We start from the raw sequence: 22227 nt of genomic DNA on the forward strand, positions 1-22227 counted from the left end.
GGCCCCGCACGTCGCACCGCACAGCAAGAGGAGCACTACCCGTGACACTTGACGCAGTGGACAACAGCGCGACCGAACACACTGCTCAGGCAGAACAGCCGGCAGGCCCCGTGTGTTCCTACACCGAGTGGGACCCACTGGAGGAAGTGATCGTCGGCATCGTCGACGAAGCGAGCTTCCCCACCTGGCACATGGCCCTGCCGCCCGTGCTGCCCGGCAACCAGCACGAGACCTTCCGCCGCAACGCCGGCCGGCCCTTCCCCGCCGAGCAGGTCGCCGCGGCGCACAAGGAGCTGGAGGAGTTCGCCCACATCCTCACCAGCGAGGGCGTCAAGGTCCGCCGCCCCGAGCCGATCCCCCAGCGCACGGAGTACAGCACGCTGGACTGGAAGAGCACCGGCATGTACGCGGCGATGCCGCGCGACGCCCTGCTCGTGGTGGGCGACGACATCATCGAGTGCCCGATGGCCTGGCGCTCCCGCTACTACGAGAACCTCGCCTACCGCCCGCTGCTCAAGGAGTACTTCCGCGGCGGCGCCAAGTGGAGCGCCGGGCCCAAGCCCGAGCTGACCGACGAGCAGTTCGACCAGGACTGGACCGACCCGGGCGAGGACGGCCCGCAGCGCCTCGTCGTCACCGAGTTCGAGCCGACCTTCGACGCCGCCGACTTCACGCGCTGCGGCCGCGACATCATCGCCCAGAAGAGCAACGTCACCAACGACTTCGGCATCGAGTGGCTGCGCCGCCACCTCGGCGACGACTACCGCATCCACGTCTTCGAGTTCAACGACTCGCACCCGATGCACATCGACGCCACGCTCGTCCCCATGGCCCCGGGCAAGCTGCTCATCCACCCCGAGCGCGTCCCCGAGGTGCCCGCGCTGTTCAAGGGCTGGGACGTCATGGCCGCCCCCGCGCCGGTCATCCCCGACGCGCACCCGCTGTACATGACCAGCAAGTGGATCAACATGAACATCCTCATGCTGGACGAGGAGCGGGTCATCGTGGAGCGGCAGGACCAGCCGATGATCGACGCGATGAAGAAGTTCGGCTTCAAGCCGATCCCCGTCAACTTCCGCAACTTCAACAGCTTCGGCGGCTCGTTCCACTGCGCCACGCTGGACGTGCGCCGCCGCGGCACCCTGGAGTCGTACCTCTCATGACGACCGGGGGGATATGGAAGCACACACCGCGGGACGCACTCCTGCTGGTGTTCAGCGTGGCGCAGTTCGCCATCACGATCGGGCTCGCCACCGCCTGGGACGGGGCCTCCGCCCCCTGGAGGGCCGGGGGATACGCCCTCCTGGCCGTGATGACGGCCTACAACATCATCGTCATTTCCCACCTGTTCACGCACGTGCCGTGGTTCGCCTCGTCCCGGCTCAACGGGCTGGTGTCGCTCCTGAACTCGGTCAACATCGGCCAGTCGGTGCAGGCGTACCACCTCACCCACGTACGCAACCACCACCGGTTCAACAACGACCTCAAGGGCGCGGACGGCACGACGCGGGACACCTCCTCCACCTACCGCGAAGGCAAGGACGGCGAACACGCGCCGCTGCTCTCCTACGTGGTGATGGGCGCACTGGACTCGCTGGTGGGCCGGGGCAAGGAAATCCTCTACGTGGTGCGGCTGTGGCGCGTGACGCCCGGCGACGGCAACCTGCTGGAGCTGGCCTCCCGCAGGGAGCCGCGCCGCAGCAAGGAACTCCGCCAGGTGCAGGCCGACCGTGCCGCGCACTGCCTGTCCCTCGTGCTGTTCGCCGTGATCTCCTGGCAGTGGACGCTGTTCTGCTACCTGCCTTCGTTCTTCATCGCCCTGGCGATGGTGAACGTGCAGAACTACTACCGGCACTACGGGGCCGACCCGTCGTCCCGCGCGACGGACTCGGTGAGCCACTACGGCCGTCTGTACAACGCGCTCACCTTCAACGACGGCTACCACCAGGAGCACCACCTCAGCCCGGCGACGCACTGGTCACAGATGCCCGTCGTGCGGGAGCGGCGCCGGGGCGAGCTGGACAGCCGGCCGCGCATCATCAGCCCGGTCCCGGCCATGCTCGGCTTCCTCGACCGCAAGCGCCCGCTGCTCCACCACGGCACCGCGGCCGGCGGCACGCCGTCCACCGCGACCGAGACCCGCCGGAGGAGCGCATGACCACCAGCACCACGGCACCGCGGATCACCGGCAGGTCCATGCCGGCGGATCAGTTCCGGGTGCACGAGACGCACGGCAGCCTCGACGTCGAAGCCGTCCTCCGGGTGCTGCGCGGAGAGCTGGCCGCCTACCGGGTGACCGGCTTCGTCCCCGAAGCGGACTGCCGGCGGATCGTGGAGAACTTCTGGGCCTCCACGCGCCGCACGCCGCGCTACGGGGAAGGGGAGGACGGGGTCGAGGGGTACATCGTCGGCGCGTCGCACATCGAGAAGACCACGGACGCCTACCTCACCGAGGTGGAACGGTCCGCGGACGCCGTACGCGCCCTGTACGAGGGTGCGACGGACCCGGTGGCCGCGCTGCGCGACGAGCTGGCCGCGCACGGCGGCCTGTCGCGGGTCCGCCCCGCGGTGCACGAAGGGCGCGCCGCCGGCGACTCGAAGGCCGTGCTCTGGAACAACACCGGCGCGTTCCTGCTCATGCCGCACGACGACCTCGCGCAGCTCCGGGACCCGCTGCAAGCGGGCTTCGAGATACAGCGGCTGCGGCGGGTGATGGCCGTCAACGTCTACCCGCAGGTGCCCGGAGGGACGGGGCAGATCAAGCTGTGGAACGTCGAGCCCGACGACCGCTCCCGCGAGCGGCTGGGCCTGACCTACAGCGGCTTCCCCTACCCGCCGGAGCAGCTGGAGGGCCACCCCGGCGTGGTCGTCCCGGTCGGGAGCGGGGACCTGTGCGTGATCAACGGCAACCTCGCCCACGCCGTCCTGGGCGGGGAGACAGGGGGGCCGGTGGATTCAAGGGATTCAGGCGATTCAGGGGATCCGGGGGAGACGCTCGACGGTGACGCCAAGCGGCTGCTGCTGACCTGCTTCACGGCCCTGAACGACGAGAACGAACTCGTCTGGTGGACCTGATCGCCCTCACCGGAGAGTGGACCTGATCGCCCACACCCGGAAGCGGTGACGGCCGGGGGCGCGAGGAACGATCCTCGCGCCCCCGGGCCCGTTCAGGCGTTCTTGGGCGCCGTGTGCTGCACGACCTCGAAGGAGAGCAGGCTGGAACCCGTGGCCGCCGGCTTGGGCCGGGCGCCGTCGCCGCCCTGGTGGGCCTGGCGCATGGGGCCGTTCATCCAGTTCTGGTAGTCCTCCTCGCTGCGCCAGCGCGTGTAGACGAAGTAGTCGTCCGTGCCCTCGACGGGCCGCAGGAGCTCGAACCACTCGAAGCCGTCGCTGGACTCCACGAGCCCGGCGCGTGCGGAGAAGCGCTCTTCGAGGACGGCGCGCTGCTCGGCGGGGACGGTCAGGACGTTGATCTTGACTACGCTCATGCCCCAATGGTGCCCGATGTCCCTGTTACGGGTGCGGCGGGGGTGCCGGCTTCGGGTCGTGGCGCGTGCGGGCTCTTGTGCCGGGCGCGGCGATGTAGTGCGCTGGCACGCATGGGGAAGCAGAGCGCTCTCGTACTGATGGCCGCACTGGCGGTGGGGCTGGGGTCTCTCATGACGGGTGTGCCGGGCGTGCCCGGTGTGCCGGACGCCCGCGCGCAAGCCGCCGAACGCGACGCCGGCAGCCCGCCGCTGACCGACGATCCACCACCGGCGCCGCGGGCCGGCCTCGACAGGGTGACGATCCCGGAGCTACAGGCCCGCATGGCCGACGGATCACTCACCTCGTCGGACCTCACCGCCGCCTACCTGCGGAGGATCGCGGCCGTCGATCCCAGGATCAACGCGGTGCTGCGCACCGACCCCACCGCCATGCGCCAGGCCGCCGCCAGTGACGCCAGACACCGGCACGGCACCGCCCGCGGACCGCTCGACGGCATTCCCGTCCTGCTCAAGGACAACATCGGCACCCGCGGCCTGCTCACGACGGCCGGATCGCTGGCGCTGGCCGGCAGCCCGCCGGATACCGACGCGGCCCTCGTGACCCGGCTGCGGAACGCGGGAGCGGTGATCCTCGGCAAGACCAACCTGTCCGAGTGGGCCAACTTCCGCGCGGCGACACCGACGTCCGGGTGGTCGGCGGTGGGCGGGCAGACCAGGAACCCCTACGTCCTGGACCGGAACCCGTGCGGCTCGTCCTCCGGCTCGGCCGCCGCGCTCGCCGCGTCGCTCGCGCAGGTGGCGATCGGCACCGAGACGGACGGCTCCATCGTGTGCCCGGCCGGCATGAACGGGGTGGTCGGCCACAAGCCCAGCCTCGGGCTGGTCAGCGGGGCCGGCGTGGTGCCGATCTCCGCCGAGCAGGACACCGCGGGGCCCATGGCGCGCAACGTGACCGACGTCGCGCTCACCCTCGCGGTGCTCCGCGAGGACGGCTCCTCGCGCGCCGGCGCCGCCCTCCCGGAGGGCCCGCCACGCCCCGGCGGGCTGCGCGGCAAGCGGATCGGCCTGTGGCGGCTGCCCTCGCTCGGGCCGGACGTCGACGCCCTCATGAGCCGTACGGCAGGCGAACTGCGCGACGCGGGAGCCGTGGTCGTCGAGGTGACGCCCCCGTACCAGGAACGGCTCGCTCAGCTCGAATACCCGGCGCTGCTGAGCGAGTTCCACCGCGACATCGACGCCTACCTCGCCACCCGCCGCGGGCCGCGCGACCTCGCCGCGCTGATCGCGTTCAACCGCGCTCACGCGGCGGAACGGACCTGCTTCGCCGGCCAGGAACTGTTCGAACAGGCCCTCGCCGCGCCACCCGTCACCGACCCGGGGTACCGGGCCGTGCGCGCCGAGCTGAAGGACCTCTCCCGGCGCTCCGTGGACGAGACCATGGCCGCCCACCGGCTGGACGCCATCGCCGCGCCGGCGAACCCGCCCGCCTGGACGACCGACTGCGCGCGGGGCGACAACGACATCATCCCGTCCTCGACCCCCGCGGCCGTGGCCGGATACCCCTCGCTGTCGGTGCCCGCCGGGTTCGTCGGCGAACTCCCGGTCGGCCTGCTCCTCATGGCCGGCGACCGGCAGGACAGCCGGCTGCTGGCGCTGGGGGCCGCGGTGGAGGACCGCCTGAAGGCCTGGCGGGCACCGCGCTACCTGCCGACCGCGGGGTCCGGCGCCTCCGGATGAACGGCGGGCCGCCGGCCGGGACTCGGCGGGCGCCCACCGCCACGTAGGAGGACCGCTCGATCACCCCCCTGCGTGTATGCGGTTTGCGCATGGTCATTGGTAGGGTGTCCGGCATGAGCTCGGGACTGGAGGAGTCGTTGCGCCTGTCGGTGGCTGCGTTGATGCGGACGACGGGGGAGTCGCAGCGCGTGGTCGCCGGTGTGCTGGGGCTGACGCAGGCACAGGTGTCGCGCAGGCAGTCGGGCGCGGCGTCGTGGACGCTGGGCGACGTGGACGCCCTTGCCGTGCACTACGGCATCGGCGCCCTGGATCTGCTGGCCGGTCCGGCCCGCGCGTGCCAGGCGCTGCCCGCGGCCCGGCGCCGGGACACCACGGCCGCGCGGGGGGTGCGCTCCGGTGGGTGACTTCGACGCCATCGACTCGCTGCTCGCCGCCGTCGGCCCGGAGGCCGGACTGCCCGCCCCTGGAGTCCGCCGGGAACTGCGGGAGCAGGCCCGCCTGTCCAAGGCCCAGGTCGCCCGGGCGCTCGGGGTGAGCCCCTCCACGGTGGCCGGCTGGGAGGACACCCGGGATCCGTCCGGCGAGATCCGTACCCGGTACGCGTACCTGCTGGACGGGCTGGCCGCCAAGCTCGCCGTACAGGTCCAGGAGGAGCCGGAGCCCGTACCGGAACCGGAGCCCGTACCGGAACCGGAACCGGAGCCGGAGCCCGTGCAGGATTCGGCCCCGGCCGATGCCGCTTCACCCGCCCCTGAAACGGTCGGCGCCGGCGAGGGGGACGACGTGGAGTCGCTCGCCGTGCCCGAGCCGTGCGTGCTGTGCGGGCAGCCGGCCGGGAGCCGGGTGGCGGGGTTCGCCCAGCACCTGGACCCGGCGGACTGCCACGCCGCCCCCGCCCCCGCTCCTGCCCCCGCCCCCGAGGCGGCCCGGCCCGTAGCGAGACAGGAAGCCCCGTCGCGTACGCCGCGCCCTTCCGGCCGCGCGCAGGGCCCTGCCCGGCGCGCGTTCCAGGAGCCGTCCGGCCCTGCCGACCTGATCGGCCAGGCCGTCCGCGCTGCCCTCGCCGAGCACGAAGGCGACGTGGAAGCGGCCACCGCCGCCCTGCTGAAGCGGGCGATCCCGGACGCGATGCGGCTGCTGGACGAGACCCGCAAGGGCGCCCGCTACGACATCGTCGCCCACCCGTGGATCCCTGACATCCTGAAGAAGCAGACCTCGCGCGGCGCGGACCAGATCTGGGAGGCCCGCCCCAAGTGGACCCGCCAGGAGCTGCCGCCGGGCCGTCATGAGGTGACCGCGCTCGACGTCAACGGCGCTTACCTGAGCGCCCTCAAGACCCACCTGCCCCTCGGGCAGCTGGAGCACTCCGCCGGCCTCGCCCACGACCGCCGCCGCGCGGGCGTCCACCTCATCACCCCGCCCCCGTGGGAACACGAGGCGGTGCTCCCCAACCCCATCGGGCAGCGGGACGAGCCCGGCCCGCTGTGGGTCACCGAGCCGACCCTGCGCCTCCTGCTGCGCCTGTCGGGCCCGAAGTACGGGCTGTGCGCACCGCCGGAGATCCACGAGTCGTACACCTCGGGTGCCACCGAGAACCTCCTGGAGAAGTTCCGCGTCGCCCTCAAGGACGCCCGCGACGCGGCCATCACGGAGAACGACGACGTCACCCTGGAGTACGTGAAGGCGATGTACTCGAAGTTCGTCTCCACGATGGGGGAGTCGAACTACAACCGGGAGCTCTACCGCCCGGACTGGATGCACATCATCCGCTCCCAGGCGTTCGCCAACCTCTGGATGAAGGCCCTCAAGGCCCACGACGAGGGGCTGGCGGTCGTCCGGGCGATGGGCACCGACGAGCTCCACGTCATCGGCGACTGGCGGCGTGTCTTCCCCGAGGGCCGGGGCGTTACCGAAGTCAAGGTCAAGGACGCGTACACCGCTGCCGCCGGAACGGGGGAGGAGGAGTAGATGCCGCAGAAGAACATCGACTTCGGCAAGTACGGCGCCCGTGGCGTCAGGGGCAGCGAAGCCGTCGCCCGCAAGCTCGACGAGCTCGCCGGCGGCATCACCACCCCCGTGACCGCCCGCCGCGGCCTCATGGCCCGCCTGCACTACCTGACGAGGACGGCCCACGCGCGCGCAGCCGCCCGCGACGCCGGCCTGACCGTCACCGACCGCACCCTGAAGGCGTGGCTGGACGGCAGGCGCCGCCCCTCGAAGGCCAACCTGGACCGCATCGAACAGGCCTACCGGTCGGTACGCCGCCAGAACGTCGCCCGGCACCTCCTGCGGCGGCTGAACGCGGCCGGCGGGACGCGCGTGGAGATCCACCCCCTCAACCAGTCCCAGGTGCCGAGGCCGCTGCAGCGCGTGGTCGAGTACCGGACGATGAACGTGCGCCGCTGGGACCGCATCGTCGCCGCGTGGGCCGCCGGCGACTACCAGGGGCTCGACGACGCCTGGACGGACACGATCATCGACCTGGGCTCGCAGTGGGGCCAGTACGAGTACGTCACGAACGTCGGCTTCGCCGCCTGAGGGCACCGGGCGCCACCCGTTCCCCTTGGCGCGGGGCCCGGAGGGGGTGGACAGTAGGAGGAGGGGGATTTCCGCCGAGCGGAGGCCATCATGATCGTCCTCGGAGTCATTCTCCTCATCATCGGGTTCCTGACCGGTATCTCCATCCTGTGGACCATCGGGATCATCGTGCTCGTCATCGGAGCGATCCTGTGGGTGCTGGGTGCGGTGGGCCACGAAGTCGGAGGCCGGCGGCACTACTGGTAACCGCTGGCCGGCCGGGCCCCGTACCCCGGGCGCTCAGGTGAGCGGCGGGGTGGCAGGCCGCCCGTGGCCCCCGCCCGTGCGCCGGGACAGAGCGGTGTCGGCGGCGGAGAGGATGTTGCCGAAGGTACGCATGATGATCGGCTTCGCGAAGCGCCGGGTGAGGAAGGCGCCGAGCAGCGGGACGGGAACCGCTGCGCGCGTGGTCCACCGGACCAGGGTGCCGCCCTCGGTCTCGGTGAACGTCATGCGGCCGAGCTCGTGCCGGGCCGGCGGCCGGCTCCGCTCGACGACGTACTCGGTGGCGTACGGCGGGTCGTAGTGGGTGATGCGCTCGCGGAACCAGCCGATCAGCCAGAGGTGAACGCGCACCGCGCCGACGCCGTAGGGCGCGTCCTCGCCGCGCCGGGCCAGGCGGCAGCGCAGCACGAGGGGCGAGCTCGTGTAGTTGGTCGTCGTGGTGAGCCAGGCGAAGACCTCGTCGATCGGGGCGGCGATGGTGCGCTCGACGGTCATGGTTTCCATGGCTGGAGTTCTCCTCGGTCGAGGGGGCGCACCGCGTCGGTGCGCCGCAGCTTGTCGGGGTTGCGCATGACGTAGAGGCCGGTGATCCGCCCCTCGTGGATCTCGAAGGCGAGCAGCCAGTCGAGTGCGCCGCCGGTGACGGAGCGCGCCGCGGGCATGCCGTTGTACGTGGCCTGCTCGATGCGCGTCGTCGCCGTGATGCTCGTACGGGCCACACCGAGGACGTAGCGGGCGACCTCGGCGCTGCCCGTGATCGGGTGGCGGGCCGCGGTCGCCTTCCCGCCGCCGTCGGACACCTGCACGACGTCGGGCGCCAGCAGGTCCATCAGCGCCTGGACCTCGCCGGTCTCCGCCGCGAGCAGGAACCGCTGGACGACCTCCCGGGCCGCGCCGGAGTCGGGCTCGAAGCGGCGGCGGCGCGCGTGGACGTGCCGGCGTGCGCGGTGCGCGATCTGCCGGACGGTGACCTCCGTCTTGCCGATCGACGCGGCGATCTCGCCGTGGGTGTAGCCGAACACGTCGTGCAGCACGAACACCGCGCGCTCGGCCGGGCTCAGCGTCTCCAGGACGAGCATCATGGCCATCGACACCGACTCGGCCAGGATCGCGTCCTCGCCCACCCCGGGAGCCGTGCGGATCGGCTCGGGCAGCCACGAGCCGACGTAGTCCTCGCGCCGCGCCTTCAGCGTGCGCAGGTGGTTGAGGGCCTGCCGGGTCACCACGCGGACCAGGTACGCCCGCGGGTGCTCGACCGTGGCCGGATCGACCGCGCTCCAGCGCAGGTAGCTCTCCTGGAGGACGTCCTCGGCGTCGGCGGCGCTGCCCAGCATCTCGTAGGCGATGGTGAACAGCAGCGGACGGTGCTCGGTGAAGGCGTCGCCCTCAGCCATGAGTTGCCTCCGCCTCGCGTGCGCATCGGCGCTCCGGGATCACGCCCGGCTCCTCTCGTCGGGGTATCGGGCCGTCAGCAGCGGGCCGTCTGTTCTTCAGATGCCCATCGAGACACCCCGCACCGGCGAACCGTGACAGGTCGCCACTGTGATCCCGTTCACAATGAGGCCGCCGTCCGGCGCCTCTGTAGAGTGGCCGCCGTGAAATCGAAGATCGTGTCAGTGCTCATAACCGGTGCGGTGTGCCTGGTGGCCGCGGGATGCGGAGGTGGAAAGTCCGGCGCGGACGGCGCCGGCGCCGAGCCGAAGCCGGCCCGCACCGCCCTGCCGCAGAGGCTGGACCAGCCGCCCGCCATGCCCGACGACAAGGCGGAGCCCTCCCCGGCCGCCGACGCCTCGTTCAGCGAGAACCTGGAGTACGAGCTGCGTCGCAAGACCCGGGACATGGCCGGCACCACGGGCAGCATCACCGCCGAGTGCCCCGAGAACCTGGGGTCGGAGAACGGAACGCAGGCGACCTGCAAGACCACCTTCGAGGGCCTTCAGGTGGAGTGGGACGTGCGCATCGGTGAAAAGTCCGTCTTCAGCACGGTGAAGTACACGGCGACCCCGCGCCAGGGAATCCTCACGCGCGACGGCGTCGCCCGTCTCCTCTACGGCAACTTCAAGGGCAGCATCGACTACGCCCTGTGCAACGACATCCCCAAGGCCGTTCTCGCGCCCCTGGGCAGCCCGTCCAAGTACGGTTGCGACGTGGTCATGAAGGGCGAGAAGCCGTCGGGCTTCGCCCAGCCCGTGCGGGCCACCGACTCCGGACCGCGGTACTACTGACGTGCCGCGCCGGGCCGGCCCCCGGCCGTTCCGGCGCCGGCACCGGCCCGGCCGGCGCGGTCAGTGGCCCAGCCGGCTCAGGGCCTGCTCCGGGTAGCGCGCGCCGGCCACCGCCTCGGCGGGGACGGCGTCGCCGATCCGCGCCAGCTGTTCCGGCGTCATGACCAGGTCCACGGCCGCGGCGTTCTCTTCGAGCCGGGCGAGGCGCTTGGTGCCGGGGATCGGGATGACGTCCTCGCCTTGGGCGAGCAGCCAGCCGAGGGCGGCCTGGGCGGGCGTGCAGCCGATCTCCCCGGCCACGGCTTCGAGGGCGCGTACGAGCGCGAGGTTGCGGCCGAGGTTCTCTTCGGAGAACCGGGGCCAGCGCCGGCGGTTGTCGCCCTCGGAGAGCTCGTCGCGCGAAGCGACGGCGCCGGCGAGCATGCCGCGGCCCAGCGGCGAGTACGCCACGACGGCGGTGCCGAGCTCCCGGCAGGTCGCGAGCATGTCGCCCTCCACCACGTCCCGGGTGGCGAGCGAGTACTCCATCTGCACGGCGCTGATGGGATGCACGGCGTGCGCGTCCCGCAGCGTCCCGGGGCTTACTTCCGACAGCCCGAGGAAGCGCACCTTGCCGGCGGAGACGAGCTCCGCCATGGCCCCCACGGTCTCCTCGACCGGGATGTCGGGCGTGCGGCGGTGGACGTAGTACAGGTCGATGTGGTCGACGCCCAGCCTGCGGAGCGACGCGTCACACGCCTTCTTCGTGTGCTCCGGCGAATTGTCGACCCGGTCGACCCGGCCGCTGACCGGGTCGTGCCGCAGCCCGAATTTGGTGGCGAGGAAAAAGCTTTCGCGGGCCCGTCCGTGCAGCCAGTTCCCGAGGAGTTCCTCGTTGGCCCCGCGACCGTAAGCGTCCGCCGTGTCGAGAAAGGTGATTCCCAGCTCGGCGGCGCGGTCGAGGGTGCGCCGCGCCTCCGCCGTGTCGACGGGACCGTAGGCGATGGACATGCCCATGCATCCGAGGCCGATGGCCGATACGGTCGCACCGCTGTCACCGAGCCTGCGGTTCTTCATGACCTGTTTCTCCTCACGTGTCCCATGTTCCACCGTCCGCCGCTGCCCCGCCCCCTCCCTGTTTCACCAGGGCGGAATAGGCACGGGCCACTCCGATCAGCCGGGAGACCTCGCCCGCGTAATCCACGTTCGTGGGAACGAAGGACGTCACGGTCGGCGGCGGCTCGGGCAGTTCGACTTCACGCATCTTCGCATCGATCGCCGCCGCCACAAGGGCCGCTTCGGTATCGGCGGTGACCCCGTCCGGCTCCTCCGGCATGTACGGGCGAAGGGCGAGGATGCCGTCCTGGATCTCGATGACGCGCCGGTACAGCCGGTAGTTGATGTCGTACGGCGCGAAGCGCACGAGTCTCGAACGCTCCGGAGGGCTCAGCGCGATGTTCGGGCTGGCGGCGCAGAGGTCGCTCCACAGCCGGTGCAGCTTCTGGTGGGCGAGGAAGTGGTCCGTGCGCTGCCGCGCGGCGGAGACGCGCGGGCCCCAGGACGGCATGGTGAGCCCGGCGGCGAGGAAGGTGATGCCGATGCCGTTGGCGACGGGGGTGACGGCCTCCCAGTTCAGCGGGGCCAGGCCCAGCTGCACCGCCACGACGGCCCAGGCGCGGTTGAGGCAGTAGACGAGGTAGGCGGCGGCGCCGACCGCCGTGCAGTGCAGGCCGCGGCGGAGCCACGCGCGGCCGGACACCTTGCCGTACCGGAGGCTGAGCCGGATGATCTCGACCATGCCCGCGCCGAACGCGGTGACGTACAGCAGCAGATAGGCGGCCGTGACGGGCCGGTGCGCGTTCTGCAACAGGTAGTGCTGCGACCTCCGGCCCGACCCGTCGTCCCCCGCCCACCACAGCACGATCATGACCAGTCCGCAGAGGGCGGTGACGGTCAGGAGCATGCGGGTCCTCGCACGGGCCACGTCCCGCGGGTGGACCCAGTGGACGATCGCGATCAGGAAGGCGGCGCTGGAGGAGGCCCCGCCCATGAGGTGGATGCCGAGGGCGCCCAGGTTCCGCACGCCGGAGAACGCGTCGACGCCGGCCGACACCGCGGGGGTCGACAGCACGAAGGAAACGCCCTTGCAGAGAAATGCGGCGAGGAGGGCGAACAACGCGGGGTCCCGGCTCTTTTTGCTTCCGTTGTTCTCAACGCTTCCCCCGCTTCCTCGGCTTCCTCCGCGCACGTCGAGGAGCTTGTACAGGAAGGCGATGGCGCAGAGGGCGGCGCAGGCAGGGAAGATGACGCTCTTCAGGCCCAGCACCGCTCCTCCTCGGCGAGGAGTGGTGAGATCACAGTGACCTTTCTATGCGGGCCACGGTTTCCGCGTCCACCGAGGGGACGTCCCACCTGTTTTCCAGCGGCGGCCGGGTGACGTGCTCCAGGATCAACGACGCCATGATCTCGGCTTCCTGCTCCTCCTCCGTCGAATAGCTGGTGCGGCCGAGGGCTTCGCGGACGCGCTGGGCGTCGAGGTGCGGGAACATCGTGAAGAGGCCCGAGGTGCCGGCCGGCTCGGTCTCCCCCCTGTGGCTGCAGATCATGTGCGCGAGTTCGTGCGCGATGATGTGGTCCTGGTGCAGCCTGCTGGTGTTGGCCTCGAAGATGACGATGTCGGCCGTGTCCAGCGCCACCCACATCCCGCACGGGTACGACGGCCCCATGATCACCGGAGCGAGGTGGAGCGGCCGGTCCCGCTCGCGGCTCAGGTGCTCGCACAGCGTCACGATGTCGCAGTGGTCGGGCAGTTCGAGCCGGGTCAGCAGGGCAGCGGCGCCTCGGCGGAGCCGCCGCAGTGCTCGTCCGGACCGGCGGCGGGCGGCCGCGGATCCGGAACCATCGGCGTGGACATGGTGTGCTCCCACTGACTCTCTTTCACCCGCTCGTTGCAGAAGACCTCGTCGGTGCTGTACTGGGCCCCTCGGCCGGAGAATCTACTCGCCCACCGGTCAGCACGTCGATACGTCGGCCCCCTCGCGCGGACGCAGCGAAGCGCCTGCTGGAGTAAAGGGGTTCGGCCGGATCTCCAGCCGGTGAGTCCGGCGTCGCGGGCATGCAGCGCGGCCCGGACCCGCCGCGGCCGGCGCCCCGAGCCGGTTGCCGGCCTCCGGCGCGGACGGGATGCGGCCGCACGCGCACGGGCACTGGTCGCAGGTACCGCTTCTGCCGTATCTGCACCACAACGCGACCGGATAAACATACACAGCTACATACGGATGAATGTGTGCCGGTTCTGCTGTGCAGGTGCCTCCCGGCCCGTCAGTCTGCTGCACCGGAGAACTCCGGCGTCGCGGACCGCCGTTCGCGATGCCCGCATGCGTAGCGAAGGGACCCCCGGATGCCCCAGCTTGACGGCGCCTCTCCGCTCCAGGCGGGAGCGCGCAGTGCCCCCCGCCCCCATCAACCCGCAGTCGGCGGGGCGCCGTCGGCCGTGGCGGACGCGGTGCACGGCCTCCTCGCCGGGCCTACGGGGCTGGGCACGTCGGCGGTCCGCCTGTTTCGTACGTCCCTCACCGACGCCGGCTGCGAGCCGGCGAAGGCCCCCGCAGCTCCCCCCGCCGGGCAGGACGCCGCCCCGCCCGCCGGCGAAGGCTCCGAAGAGGGCGCGGACGGGGCCTCCGTCGTGGTGCCGCCGCTCTACTGCCCGGATGCCGAGCGGGACGACCCGGCCCTCGGCGAAGAGGTCAACAACCGGCTCGTCGAGTGGGCCGAGGACATCGGCATCTTCCAGGGCCGTCTCGAACGGCTGCGGTCCCACAACTTCGGGCGGCTGTTCATGCTCGCCCACCCCGACACCGACGACCCCGAGCGCATCCTCACCGCCGCCCGGTGCGGACTCGCCGAGTGGGCCGTCGACGACCACTGGGTCGACGAGGGGGAGGACACCAACCCCGAGCTGATCGGCTCGCGCCTGGCCTTCGCCCACGCCGTGGTCGACCCCGTCCGCCTCCCGGGTTGCTACCAGGCGGAGTTCGAGAACGTCGTCCGGAAGGAGCCGGTGCTGCGCGCCTTCCGCTCCTGCCTCGACCACCTGGCGCAGATCGCGAGCCCCACCCAGGTCGCACGGCTGCGCCACGAACTCGCCGTGATGTTCGTGGGCTACAACCAGGAGGCGGAGTGGCGCAGCTCCGGCCGTACCCCCGCCGTGTGGGAGTACATGCTGCACCGCTACGAGAACGCCTTCTACCCGTGCATGGTCCTGATCGACCCGGTCGGCGGCTACGAACTCCCCGCCGCGGAGTTCGCCGACGCGCGCGTACGCCGTACGTACCTCTACGCCGGTACGGCCAACGTGTTGCTCAACGACCTGTACTCGATGACCAAGGAAGACCCCACCGACACCAACCTGCCCAACCTCATCGCCGCCGAGGACAACTGCTCGCTCCAGGAGGCCGTCGACCGCGCGGCCTGCGTCCACGACGAGCTGATGCACACGGTGGAGGCCGAGTGCGCCGCCCTGAGCGCTGCCGGCTCACCCGCGCTGCGGCGCTACCTGACCGGGCTGTGGGCCTGGATGGGCGGCAGCAAGGAGTGGCACGCCACCAGCCCCCGCTACCACGGCACAGCGGGCCAGTGACTCGCCTGGAGCTTGAGTCCCTGCACATGACCATGAGTTCCCACAGTTCCCATCAGTTCGCCGGCTATCGGAAAGAGAAGACACGGTGACCATTCAGGAGACCCCCGCCCTTCAGGTGACCCCGGCCGCGGTCCTCGCCAGCGCGTACCAGCGGTCCGTCGCCGATTACTGGAACCGCGAGAAGAACCCGGTCAACCTCCGCCTCGGCGAAGTGGACGGCATCTACCACCACCACTACGGCATCGGCGACGCCGACTGGTCGGTCCTGGAAGGGCCGGAGGAGACCCGCGACGAGCGGATCACCGCCGAGCTGCACCGCCTGGAGTGCGCCCAGGCGGACCTGCTCCTGAGCCACCTGGGCCCCGTCACCCCCGACGACCACCTGCTGGACTCCGGTTCGGGCCGCGGCGGCAGCAGCCTCGTCGCCAACCAGCGGTTCGGCTGTCACGTCGACGGCATCTCCATCTCCGAGACGCAGGTGGCGTTCGCCAACGAGCAGGCCGAGAAGCGCGGCGTGTCCGGCAAGGTGCGCTTCCACCTCAAGAACATGCTGGACACCGGTTTCGAGACGGGCCGCTTCCGGGCCATCTGGAACAACGAGAGCACGATGTACGTCGACCTGTCCCAGCTGTTCCCGGAGTACGCCCGGATGCTGCGGCACGGCGGCCGGTACGTGACCATCACCGGCTGCTACAACGACAGCTACGGCCTGCCGTCCCGGGCCGTCAGCGAGATCAACGCCCACTACATCTGCGACATCCACCCGCGCAGCAGCTACTTCAAGGAGATGGCGAAGAACCGCCTGGTCCCGGCCGCCGTGGTGGACCTGACCGAGGCCACGATCCCGTACTGGGAGCTGCGCGCCCAGTCGCCCCTGGCCACGGGCATCGAGAAGGCCTTCCTGACCGCGTACAAGGACGGCAGCTTCCAGTACCTGCTCATCGCGGCCGACCGGGTCTGACGGCGCCCCCTGGTCCCCGGCGGCTCGCTGCCGGGGACCCACAAGCCTTGCCCGGGGTGCTCAGCCCTAGTCCCCCGGCCCTTCCGCTCGTTCCAGGCTGTTGCAGGCGTCCAGAAGAGCGGCCAACCGCCGGGTAGGGGTGTGGGGACGGACCACCAGGTACGTGCGGACGGCGGGGGCAGGGGCGGCGAACGGGCGGAAGGCGATGCGGGGAGCCGGCTGGACGCGGGCCTGCGCCGCGTAATACACCGTCCAGCTCGGCCTGCCGGTGGCGATCGCGGCCAGAGTGTCCTGGTCGGTGGTGAACGCCGCGCCCATGACCGGCTCGAAGCCCGCGGCGCGGCAGGCACCGGTGACCGTGTCGACCAGGTACGGGTTGGTGTCGCGGGGCGTGATCCGCAGGGGCAGCCCGGCCAGGTCGGAGAGGTTCACGTACGGCCGCGCGGCCAGGGGATGGCCGGCCGGCAGGGCGGCGACGAGGGCGTCGCGCCAGAGGGGAAGCAACTCCAGGCCCGGGTTGTGCGCGTCCGCGCCCCGGACGAACGCGGCGTCCAGCTCGCCGTCGCGAAGCTGCTGGAGCCGGGCCGCGCGGGGCGCGCTGACCAGCTCGACCATCAGCTGCGGGGCCTGCTCGGTCAGCGCGGTCAGCACCGCGTCCAGACGGAGGCCGAGCCCCGTGGTGGTGCCGACCCGCAGCGTGGACTCCTGCTCGGCTTGCAGCGCGGCCATAGCCTCAAGCGCCGAGCGCTCGGCCTCCAGGACGGCGTGGGCGTGCGCCAGGAAGGCCCGCCCGGCGGCGGTCAGCGTCACGGTACGGGTCGTGCGGTCGAACAGCTTGAGGCCCAGCTCGCGTTCGAGCCGCCGGATCTGCTGGCTGACGGTCGGCTGCACGATGTGCAGCCGCTCGGCGGCACGCCCGAAATGCAGTTCCTCGGCCACCGCAACGAAGTAGCGCACCTGACGCAGCTCCACGCTGCTTCCCCCTCTTAAGCCCTGAGGCAATCTGAGGCCCTGGAGGCCCTTGATGTCCCTGAGGCCTCTTGCCCCTCTTACTCCTCTTATTCATCACGTTTCTTGATCAGTCTAGGAGCGGACCGCTCCTTGGTCGTCACCGCCCTGTCCACTGGAATGGCCACGTCACCACAGCGCGGCGCGGCCTCCTCGAACGGCCCGCAGAAGAAAGGGACAGGACAGGACGATGGCCTACGCGACCGTCAACGGCACCACGCTCCACTACCAGGACCTCGGCTCCGGCCGTCCCCTGGTGTTCCTGCACGGCTGGGGCACCAGCGGCCGCGTGTGGGACGCCCAGGCCGCCGACCTGATGACCGACCACCGCGTGATCACCCTGGACTGGCGGGGCTGCGGCCGGTCGGACCGGCCCGCCCCGTGGACGCCGGCATCCACCACTTCTCCGGGATGCGGGAAGCCATGGACAAGCTGCTGGCGGACCTGCGCGCCGACAGGGCGGGCACCCTGGCCGACTTCGTCCCGCACTGGTACCGCCCGGGGGTGAGCGCCGCCATGATCGACTGGACGGTCCGGCAACTGCTGGACGCGGCCACATCTCCCAGCAGGACCGGGCCGGGCGCTTCAACGAGGCGCTCCGCGCGGCGCTGAGGCTGACGGCCCCTGCCCAGGCCGCCTGAACACCCCCTGAACCCACACCTCAACGGGTACTGGCCAGGACCAGGTCTCGGCCGGGACCAGCGATCTCCGGAGGAAGAACCACCATGCCCGTAGTCGACGTCGCCGTCTCCGGCGGAATCAGCAAGGCCCACTACCTCGTCACCGGAAGCGGACCGGGCCTGGTCCTGGTGCACGGCACCGGCGCCACCGGCCGGGCCAACTGGGGGCCGCTCATCGAAGCCCTCGCCGACCGGTACACCATCGTGGCTCCCGACCTGCCCGGCTCGGGCGGAACCCGCGACCCCGGCGGGCCGATCACCCTTCACGACATGGTCGCCCACGTCGTGGCGGCGGCCCGGGACGCCGGTCTCGAACACTTCCACCTCGCCGGGCACTCCCTCGGCGCCGTCGTGGCCACGGCCACCGCGGGCCTGCACCCCGGCCTGGTCAGCTCCCTGGCGGTGCACGCCGGGTGGGTCCGGGCGGATGCGCAGATGGCGTTCCAGTTCGAGCTATGGAAGGACCTCGTCCGCACCGACCCGGCCGCGATGGCGCGGATGCTCCTGCTCACCGCGATGGGCAAGGACACCCTCCGGACCTGGGACGGGGCCACCTTCGAGCAGGCGGCCGCCGCCTTCACCGCGTTGCTGGCGGGGGAGGGGGAGAAGGAGGGGTCCGGGGGCAGGGCCGGGGACGGGTTCGCCCGGCAGTCCGAGGCCAACGTGACCTTCGATCTCACCTCCCTGCTCCCGGAGGTCACGGCCCCGACTCTGATCATCTCCAGCGCCGACGACCGCATCGTCTTCCCGCACCACCAGCTCGAACTGGCCGACGGGATACCCCACGCCCGGCTGCTGCGCGTGCCGGGCGGCCACGGCCTCCCGGGCGAGAACCCCGGAGCTCCTCACCGCCAAGGTCGCCGAGCACCTCGCCAGTGTGGCTTGACCGCGCAGGCGTAGGCGCAGGCATAGGCGCAGGGTAGGCCGGGGGCGGGCGGAGCCGGCGGGCGTCAAGCGAGTGGGATGACCGTCCTGTACTTGCCACCGGGCGTCTGCCAGGGCGGCTCCTCGGCCCGTTGGAGGCTCACGTGGCCGAGTCCGTTGTCGGCGAGCAGGCGGGTCAGCTCCCGGAGCACGGTCTGCCACACGAGCTCCGGGTCGGCGCCGGCAGCCGGGAGGATCCGTACGCGCAGGGCCGACGGGGCGGTCTGCTCGATCTGGAACAGCTCGATGCCGGGGGTGCGGTCGAAGAGGGTGCCGAAGGCCAGAGGGGAGAGGCTGACGTGATCTCCCTGATCTCCCTGATCTCCGTGGTCACCGATGCCGCCGCTGCCCGTGGGGAAAGTGAGGACGTCGCCGGCGCGGCCCCGTACGCGAAGGGCGGGAAACGGGCTGCCGCAGGGGCAAGGGTCGGGCCGGAGCAGGACGCTGTCGCCGAGGTCGTAGCGCAGGAACGGCTGCACGCGGTTGGCGAGGTTGCTGATCAGGACGGTGTGGGAGAACTCGCCCGGCGGGGTGGGCCGGTGGCCGGCGTCGACCGGCTCCAGCACCACCCAGTCGCTGTTGACGTGGTACCAGTCTTCCGCGCAGCCGTGGCTGAGGAACGTGCACTCGGTCGCGGCGTACGCCGTGCGGACCGTGGTGCGGAAGGCGCGGGCGATGCGGTCGGTGTCGTGCGTGGTCATGGTCTCGCCCGCGGGTTCGATGAGCAGCGGGTCGATGTGCAGCCGCCCGGCCTCCTGCTCGGCGGTCAGCAGCATGACGGTGCTGGCGTAGCCGACGATGACGGCGGGGCGGTACGCGTTGAGCTGCGCGACCAGCTGCGGCATGGGCGTGTGCACGGAGAACGCGCGGAGCAGCTTCCCGCGCCGCCCGCCCTCGCGGACCACGCGGGAGTAGCCGGCGTAGCTCGCGTAGTGCCCGCCGGCGGCCACGAGCAGGGCGAAGCGCCCGCCCCGGACGGTGACGCGGAGGATGCCGGCCGGGCCCAGCCAGGAGACGAGCGCGCGGGAGATCACGGCGGAGCCGACGTCCATGTACCGGTCGTCGAGCACGAACAGGCCGCGCCTGCCGCTGGTGCCCGACGTGGTGGCGACCAGGTACTTTCCGAGGAACCGCCGACCGATCAGCTCCGGGTCGCCGGTGAACGCCCGCACCTTCTCCTGGGTGATGTCGCGGTCGGTCACCCAGTCGTCGAAGCGCTCCATCAGCGTCTTCTTGTCGGTGACGGGCAGGAGCGCCGGGTCCTCCACCCGTTCGGGGAGGCCGCGGTAGAGGTCGCGGTAGTACGGCGATGCGGTACGGGCGTAGGCGACCATGTCCGCCAGCCGCTCCCGCTGGCGCTGCACGATCGCGGCCGTGCCCTGCCTGCGGGCCCGGCGGACGTCCCACCCCAGCCACGCCTTGCTCTCGCTCATCGGCCGGTACTCCTTCGGGGCGGGACGGGTGCGACGGGCTCAGCAGAGATGACGGGTTCAGAAGAGATGGCGGGTTCAGGAGAGATGGCGGGTTCAGGAGAGATGGCGGGCGCAGCGGGTACGGCTGACGGCCGGTAGCCGGCCTGGCGGAGGACGGCGGCGAAGTAGGCCTCGACTTCCTCGGCGCCGACGGTGTCGGGGTGGGCGGCGAGGTGCTGCAGCGCCGCGCCGCTGAGCATCTGCTGGAGGACTTCCGGGTCGCTGTCCGGCGGGAGCTGCCCGGCCGCGCGGGCCCGTTCGAGTGCGGCGTGCACGGCACGGCTGCGGTGGACGCCGTACGCGTCGTGGTAGGCGCGCAGCAGTTCGGGGAGGTCGTCCACCGTAGCGTAGAGGCGGCGGGCGAGCCGGCGGGCACGGGGGTTGCTGAGATGGCCGGCCCAGTCCGTGACCATGGCCTCGATGTCCGGCCGGGCCAGCGAGCCGGGGTCCAGGTCGCGGTACTCCCGTTCGATCGCCCGTATCAGGAGGTCGGTGAGGGTCGGGAAGCGGCGGTACACGGTGGCGCGGGTGACCCCGGCGCGGCGCGCGACCTGCTCGATGCCGACCGCGCCGGCGCCCCGCTCGATCAGCAGGTCGAGTGCCGCCGCAAGGATGGCCTCGTCGGCCTCTTGGCTGCGGGGGCGGCCGGGGAGTCGCGTGCCCGGGGCCGGCGGGGTGGCGGTGGTGGTACTGCTGCGTGGGCCGTTGCCGCTGCCGAGGTTCATGGAATTACGATACAGCGTACGTCTGTATTGAAACCAGCCTCAAGAGGCGGGTGTTGCGGTGCAACGGCGGCAACGCGAAGCACCGTTGCGTCACTTCCCGGATCGCGCAGTGCAACGGGTCCGCGGCCCCTCATTCTGTGAATCCCCTTCCCCTTTCCCGCGTCCGGCGGGAGGGGGGCGAGTTCGCTGGAGAAGGGAAGGGAGAGGCATGGGTGAGCTTCGGCCGCTGGGAGACGACCTGACCGACACGTCCCGGGCCCTGGCCCAGGCGCTGCGCGAGTTGTTCGAGGGACTGGAGGTGTCCGTGCGGCGGTACGCGGCCCGCCGCCGGCGCGATCCGGGGACCTTCTCGCGCTACCTGAACGGGACCCGGTTACCGCCATGGCAAGTGATCATGGACCTGTTCGCGGACCTCGCCGAACACCGCGGGACGGCAGTCACCGCCGAGGCCATCGAGTTCGTACGCGGCCTGTACGGGTCGGCCGTCGACGCCGGCTCCTCTCCCAAGCACGCCCTGGAGATCCTGGAGCAGCAACTGGCCGACGCCGACCGGGTCTCCCGGCGCTCGACCGTACGGGGCGACGTGCTGGGCGACGCGCTGCTGGACCGCACGCACCGCATCGCCGACCTGGAAGTGCGCCTGAACCAGTTGGAGGCCGACCGCATGGCCGAACGGGAACGGGCGGACAGGCTCGCGGCGGCCCATCCCGACGTCTCCGACCTCCTCCAGGAACGCAGCGCGTTGGAGGCCGAAGTGTCGCGGCTGGGGAGGGAGCTCCGCGAGGCGCGGGAACAGCGTGCTGCGGCAGAGGCCCGGTGTGACCTGCTCGAACGGCAGCTGGAAGCCGTCGAGCGGCAGCCCGTGACGGCTGCCCTGCCCACCGCCCTGCCCACGGCCTTGCCCACCGGCTTGCCGTCCGTATCTTCTGTGTCTTCCGTGTCCTCCGTGCCTTCCGTGTCTTCCGGCCGCGGTTCGGGCTCGCGGTCAGGCTCGGCGCCGGGCCCGGGCCCGCGTACGGGCTCCAGGGCCCTGCCCAAGATCCTGATCGTCGACGACCAGGCCGACAACCTGCTCGCGATGAGGGCCGTACTGGAGACCCTCGACCAGGACCTGGTCACCGTCTCGTCCGGGCGGGAGGCGCTCAAGGCGCTGCTCGACCACGACGACTTCGCGGTCATCATCATGGACGTGCAGATGCCGGAGATGGACGGTTACGAGACGTGCGCGCACATCAAGCGCCGGCCCCGTACCCGCGACGTGCCGATCATCTTCCTGACGGCGATGGGTGTGGACCCGGAACACTCGGCCCGCGGGTACGCGGCAGGCGCGGTCGACTACATCAGCAAGCCGTTCGACCCCTGGGCCCTGCGCGCCAAAGTCGCCGTGTTCACCTCCATCTACCTCGAACGGCACGCCGGCGGATGAGGTACGGGACGATGAGGCACCGGCCGGTGACGTTCCGGTCGATGACGCACCACCGATTCGATGCCGCACCACCAATGGTGACGCCGCACCCCCGCGTCACCCGTTCCGGTGATTGAGGCCCGGCGGTCCCTCACCGACGCTGAGCCGGGAGAGGGCATGTA

General features: G+C 71.4%; 23 protein-coding genes and 1 pseudogene. 15 read left to right on the forward strand and 9 right to left on the reverse strand.

Annotation, left to right across the window (positions count from 1 at the left end; all coding sequences use genetic code 11):
- Positions 1 to 41: 41 nt before the first annotated feature.
- Genes PS271_RS29035 through PS271_RS29045 form a run of 3 tightly spaced genes read left to right on the forward strand, consistent with a single transcriptional unit; the run spans position 42 to position 3075 of the window.
- Positions 42 to 1163 (forward strand): amidinotransferase, encoded by a 1122-nt coding sequence (locus PS271_RS29035; protein ID WP_398385976.1) that lies wholly within the window; start codon positions 42 to 44, stop codon positions 1161 to 1163.
- The gene (locus tag PS271_RS29040; protein ID WP_398385978.1) at positions 1160 to 2158 is read left to right on the forward strand and encodes a fatty acid desaturase family protein; all 999 of its coding nucleotides are present in this window, start codon (positions 1160 to 1162) and stop codon (positions 2156 to 2158) included. The genes PS271_RS29035 and PS271_RS29040 overlap by 4 nt, the downstream gene beginning before the upstream one ends.
- A complete protein-coding gene (locus PS271_RS29045; RefSeq protein ID WP_398385979.1) occupies positions 2155 to 3075 on the forward strand; it encodes a hypothetical protein in 921 nt (306 codons plus the stop codon). Before PS271_RS29040 ends, PS271_RS29045 begins: the two co-directional genes overlap by 4 nt.
- 92 nt (positions 3076 to 3167) lie before the next feature.
- Here the strand turns inward: PS271_RS29045 and PS271_RS29050 are convergent, their stop codons facing one another.
- Positions 3168 to 3488 (reverse strand): antibiotic biosynthesis monooxygenase family protein, encoded by a 321-nt coding sequence (locus tag PS271_RS29050; RefSeq protein ID WP_398385980.1) that lies wholly within the window; start codon positions 3486 to 3488, stop codon positions 3168 to 3170.
- A 111-nt stretch (positions 3489 to 3599) separates the two neighbouring features.
- Here PS271_RS29050 and PS271_RS29055 point away from each other — a divergent pair, with 111 nt between their 5' ends.
- The 5 genes from PS271_RS29055 (at position 3600) to PS271_RS29075 (ending at position 8009) form a co-directional block, all read left to right on the forward strand.
- Positions 3600 to 5225, forward strand: a complete 1626-nt coding sequence (locus tag PS271_RS29055; RefSeq protein WP_398385982.1) for an amidase family protein — start codon at positions 3600 to 3602, stop codon at positions 5223 to 5225.
- Between the two features lie 113 nt (positions 5226 to 5338).
- The gene (locus PS271_RS29060) at positions 5339 to 5629 is read left to right on the forward strand and encodes a helix-turn-helix domain-containing protein (RefSeq protein WP_398385983.1); all 291 of its coding nucleotides are present in this window, start codon (positions 5339 to 5341) and stop codon (positions 5627 to 5629) included.
- On the forward strand, positions 5622 to 7193 hold the full coding sequence (locus PS271_RS29065; RefSeq protein ID WP_398385985.1) for a helix-turn-helix domain-containing protein: 1572 nt from the start codon (positions 5622 to 5624) through the stop codon (positions 7191 to 7193). Before PS271_RS29060 ends, PS271_RS29065 begins: the two co-directional genes overlap by 8 nt.
- A complete protein-coding gene (locus tag PS271_RS29070) occupies positions 7194 to 7763 on the forward strand; it encodes a transcriptional regulator (protein ID WP_398385986.1) in 570 nt (189 codons plus the stop codon).
- 90 nt (positions 7764 to 7853) lie between these two features.
- The gene (locus PS271_RS29075) at positions 7854 to 8009 is read left to right on the forward strand and encodes a DUF6131 family protein (RefSeq protein ID WP_398385988.1); all 156 of its coding nucleotides are present in this window, start codon (positions 7854 to 7856) and stop codon (positions 8007 to 8009) included.
- Positions 8010 to 8042: 33 nt separating this feature from the next.
- Here PS271_RS29075 and PS271_RS29080 read toward each other — a convergent pair whose 3' ends face one another.
- Together PS271_RS29080 and PS271_RS29085 are read right to left on the reverse strand one after the other, a co-directional pair.
- Entirely contained in the window at positions 8043 to 8531 is a 489-nt protein-coding gene (locus PS271_RS29080; protein WP_398385990.1) for an SRPBCC family protein, read from the reverse strand.
- Positions 8519 to 9421 carry an RNA polymerase sigma-70 factor gene (locus PS271_RS29085; protein ID WP_398385992.1) on the reverse strand — a complete coding sequence of 301 codons (903 nt, stop codon included), beginning with the start codon at positions 9419 to 9421 and terminating at the stop codon, positions 8519 to 8521. Before PS271_RS29085 ends, PS271_RS29080 begins: the two co-directional genes overlap by 13 nt.
- 201 nt (positions 9422 to 9622) lie before the next feature.
- Here PS271_RS29085 and PS271_RS29090 point away from each other — a divergent pair, with 201 nt between their 5' ends.
- Positions 9623 to 10252, forward strand: a complete 630-nt coding sequence (locus tag PS271_RS29090) for a hypothetical protein (protein ID WP_398385994.1) — start codon at positions 9623 to 9625, stop codon at positions 10250 to 10252.
- A 60-nt stretch (positions 10253 to 10312) separates the two neighbouring features.
- Here the strand turns inward: PS271_RS29090 and PS271_RS29095 are convergent, their stop codons facing one another.
- Genes PS271_RS29095 through PS271_RS29105 form a run of 3 tightly spaced genes read right to left on the reverse strand, consistent with a single transcriptional unit; the run spans position 10313 to position 13158 of the window.
- The gene (locus PS271_RS29095) at positions 10313 to 11308 is read right to left on the reverse strand and encodes an aldo/keto reductase (RefSeq protein ID WP_398385995.1); all 996 of its coding nucleotides are present in this window, start codon (positions 11306 to 11308) and stop codon (positions 10313 to 10315) included.
- A gap of 13 nt (positions 11309 to 11321) precedes the next feature.
- Positions 11322 to 12557: an MAB_1171c family putative transporter gene (locus PS271_RS29100; protein WP_398385997.1), complete on the reverse strand. Its 1236-nt coding sequence runs from the start codon at positions 12555 to 12557 to the stop codon at positions 11322 to 11324.
- Positions 12558 to 12585: 28 nt separating this feature from the next.
- The gene (locus PS271_RS29105; RefSeq protein ID WP_398385999.1) at positions 12586 to 13158 is read right to left on the reverse strand and encodes a M48 family metalloprotease; all 573 of its coding nucleotides are present in this window, start codon (positions 13156 to 13158) and stop codon (positions 12586 to 12588) included.
- 566 nt (positions 13159 to 13724) lie between these two features.
- Here PS271_RS29105 and PS271_RS29110 point away from each other — a divergent pair.
- Positions 13725 to 14870, forward strand: a complete 1146-nt coding sequence (locus PS271_RS29110) for a family 2 encapsulin nanocompartment cargo protein terpene cyclase (protein ID WP_398386001.1) — start codon at positions 13725 to 13727, stop codon at positions 14868 to 14870.
- Positions 14871 to 14961: 91 nt separating this feature from the next.
- Positions 14962 to 15831 carry a geranyl diphosphate 2-C-methyltransferase gene (locus PS271_RS29115; RefSeq protein ID WP_398387107.1) on the forward strand — a complete coding sequence of 290 codons (870 nt, stop codon included), beginning with the start codon at positions 14962 to 14964 and terminating at the stop codon, positions 15829 to 15831.
- A gap of 66 nt (positions 15832 to 15897) precedes the next feature.
- On the opposite strand, the gene PS271_RS29120 is transcribed toward PS271_RS29115, so the two are convergent.
- Positions 15898 to 16803, reverse strand: coding sequence for a LysR family transcriptional regulator (locus PS271_RS29120; RefSeq protein WP_398386002.1), 906 nt, complete (start codon positions 16801 to 16803; stop codon positions 15898 to 15900).
- Positions 16804 to 17029: 226 nt separating this feature from the next.
- Here PS271_RS29120 and PS271_RS29125 point away from each other — a divergent pair.
- The 3 genes and pseudogenes from PS271_RS29125 to PS271_RS29135 all read left to right on the forward strand — a co-directional run.
- Positions 17030 to 17170, forward strand: a pseudogene (locus tag PS271_RS29125) (alpha/beta fold hydrolase); the annotation flags it as partial.
- Positions 17171 to 17220: 50 nt separating this feature from the next.
- A complete protein-coding gene (locus tag PS271_RS29130) occupies positions 17221 to 17451 on the forward strand; it encodes a hypothetical protein (protein ID WP_398387141.1) in 231 nt (76 codons plus the stop codon).
- A gap of 113 nt (positions 17452 to 17564) precedes the next feature.
- The gene (locus PS271_RS29135; protein WP_398386004.1) at positions 17565 to 18419 is read left to right on the forward strand and encodes an alpha/beta fold hydrolase; all 855 of its coding nucleotides are present in this window, start codon (positions 17565 to 17567) and stop codon (positions 18417 to 18419) included.
- Between the two features lie 50 nt (positions 18420 to 18469).
- On the opposite strand, the gene PS271_RS29140 is transcribed toward PS271_RS29135, so the two are convergent.
- Complete coding sequence (locus PS271_RS29140; protein WP_398386006.1) at positions 18470 to 19876, reverse strand: phenylacetate--CoA ligase family protein; 1407 nt, start codon at positions 19874 to 19876, stop codon at positions 18470 to 18472.
- Complete coding sequence (locus PS271_RS29145) at positions 19873 to 20640, reverse strand: TetR/AcrR family transcriptional regulator (protein WP_398386008.1); 768 nt, start codon at positions 20638 to 20640, stop codon at positions 19873 to 19875. The genes PS271_RS29140 and PS271_RS29145 overlap by 4 nt, the downstream gene beginning before the upstream one ends.
- Before the next feature lie 208 nt (positions 20641 to 20848).
- Here PS271_RS29145 and PS271_RS29150 point away from each other — a divergent pair, with 208 nt between their 5' ends.
- Positions 20849 to 22066: a response regulator gene (locus PS271_RS29150; protein WP_398386009.1), complete on the forward strand. Its 1218-nt coding sequence runs from the start codon at positions 20849 to 20851 to the stop codon at positions 22064 to 22066.
- The last annotated feature ends 161 nt before the right edge of the window (positions 22067 to 22227 follow it).

This window comes from Streptomyces sp. SCA2-17, assembly GCF_044336695.1.

Bases quoted from the DNA above. Each gene is read 5' to 3' on its own strand.
- PS271_RS29145 (WP_398386008.1), bottom strand. From the start codon at position 20,640: ATGAACCTCGGCAGCGGCAACGGCCCACGCAGCAGTACCACCACCGCC.
- PS271_RS29060 (WP_398385983.1), top strand. From the start codon at position 5,339: ATGAGCTCGGGACTGGAGGAGTCGTTGCGCCTGTCGGTGGCTGCGTTG.
- PS271_RS29080 (WP_398385990.1), bottom strand. From the start codon at position 8,531: ATGGAAACCATGACCGTCGAGCGCACCATCGCCGCCCCGATCGACGAG.
- PS271_RS29070 (WP_398385986.1), top strand. From the start codon at position 7,194: ATGCCGCAGAAGAACATCGACTTCGGCAAGTACGGCGCCCGTGGCGTC.
- PS271_RS29075 (WP_398385988.1), top strand. From the start codon at position 7,854: ATGATCGTCCTCGGAGTCATTCTCCTCATCATCGGGTTCCTGACCGGT.
- PS271_RS29045 (WP_398385979.1), top strand. From the start codon at position 2,155: ATGACCACCAGCACCACGGCACCGCGGATCACCGGCAGGTCCATGCCG.
- PS271_RS29040 (WP_398385978.1), top strand. From the start codon at position 1,160: ATGACGACCGGGGGGATATGGAAGCACACACCGCGGGACGCACTCCTG.
- PS271_RS29085 (WP_398385992.1), bottom strand. From the start codon at position 9,421: ATGGCTGAGGGCGACGCCTTCACCGAGCACCGTCCGCTGCTGTTCACC.
- PS271_RS29135 (WP_398386004.1), top strand. From the start codon at position 17,565: ATGCCCGTAGTCGACGTCGCCGTCTCCGGCGGAATCAGCAAGGCCCAC.
- PS271_RS29095 (WP_398385995.1), bottom strand. From the start codon at position 11,308: ATGAAGAACCGCAGGCTCGGTGACAGCGGTGCGACCGTATCGGCCATC.
- PS271_RS29050 (WP_398385980.1), bottom strand. From the start codon at position 3,488: ATGAGCGTAGTCAAGATCAACGTCCTGACCGTCCCCGCCGAGCAGCGC.
- PS271_RS29150 (WP_398386009.1), top strand. From the start codon at position 20,849: ATGGGTGAGCTTCGGCCGCTGGGAGACGACCTGACCGACACGTCCCGG.
- PS271_RS29140 (WP_398386006.1), bottom strand. From the start codon at position 19,876: ATGAGCGAGAGCAAGGCGTGGCTGGGGTGGGACGTCCGCCGGGCCCGC.
- PS271_RS29055 (WP_398385982.1), top strand. From the start codon at position 3,600: ATGGGGAAGCAGAGCGCTCTCGTACTGATGGCCGCACTGGCGGTGGGG.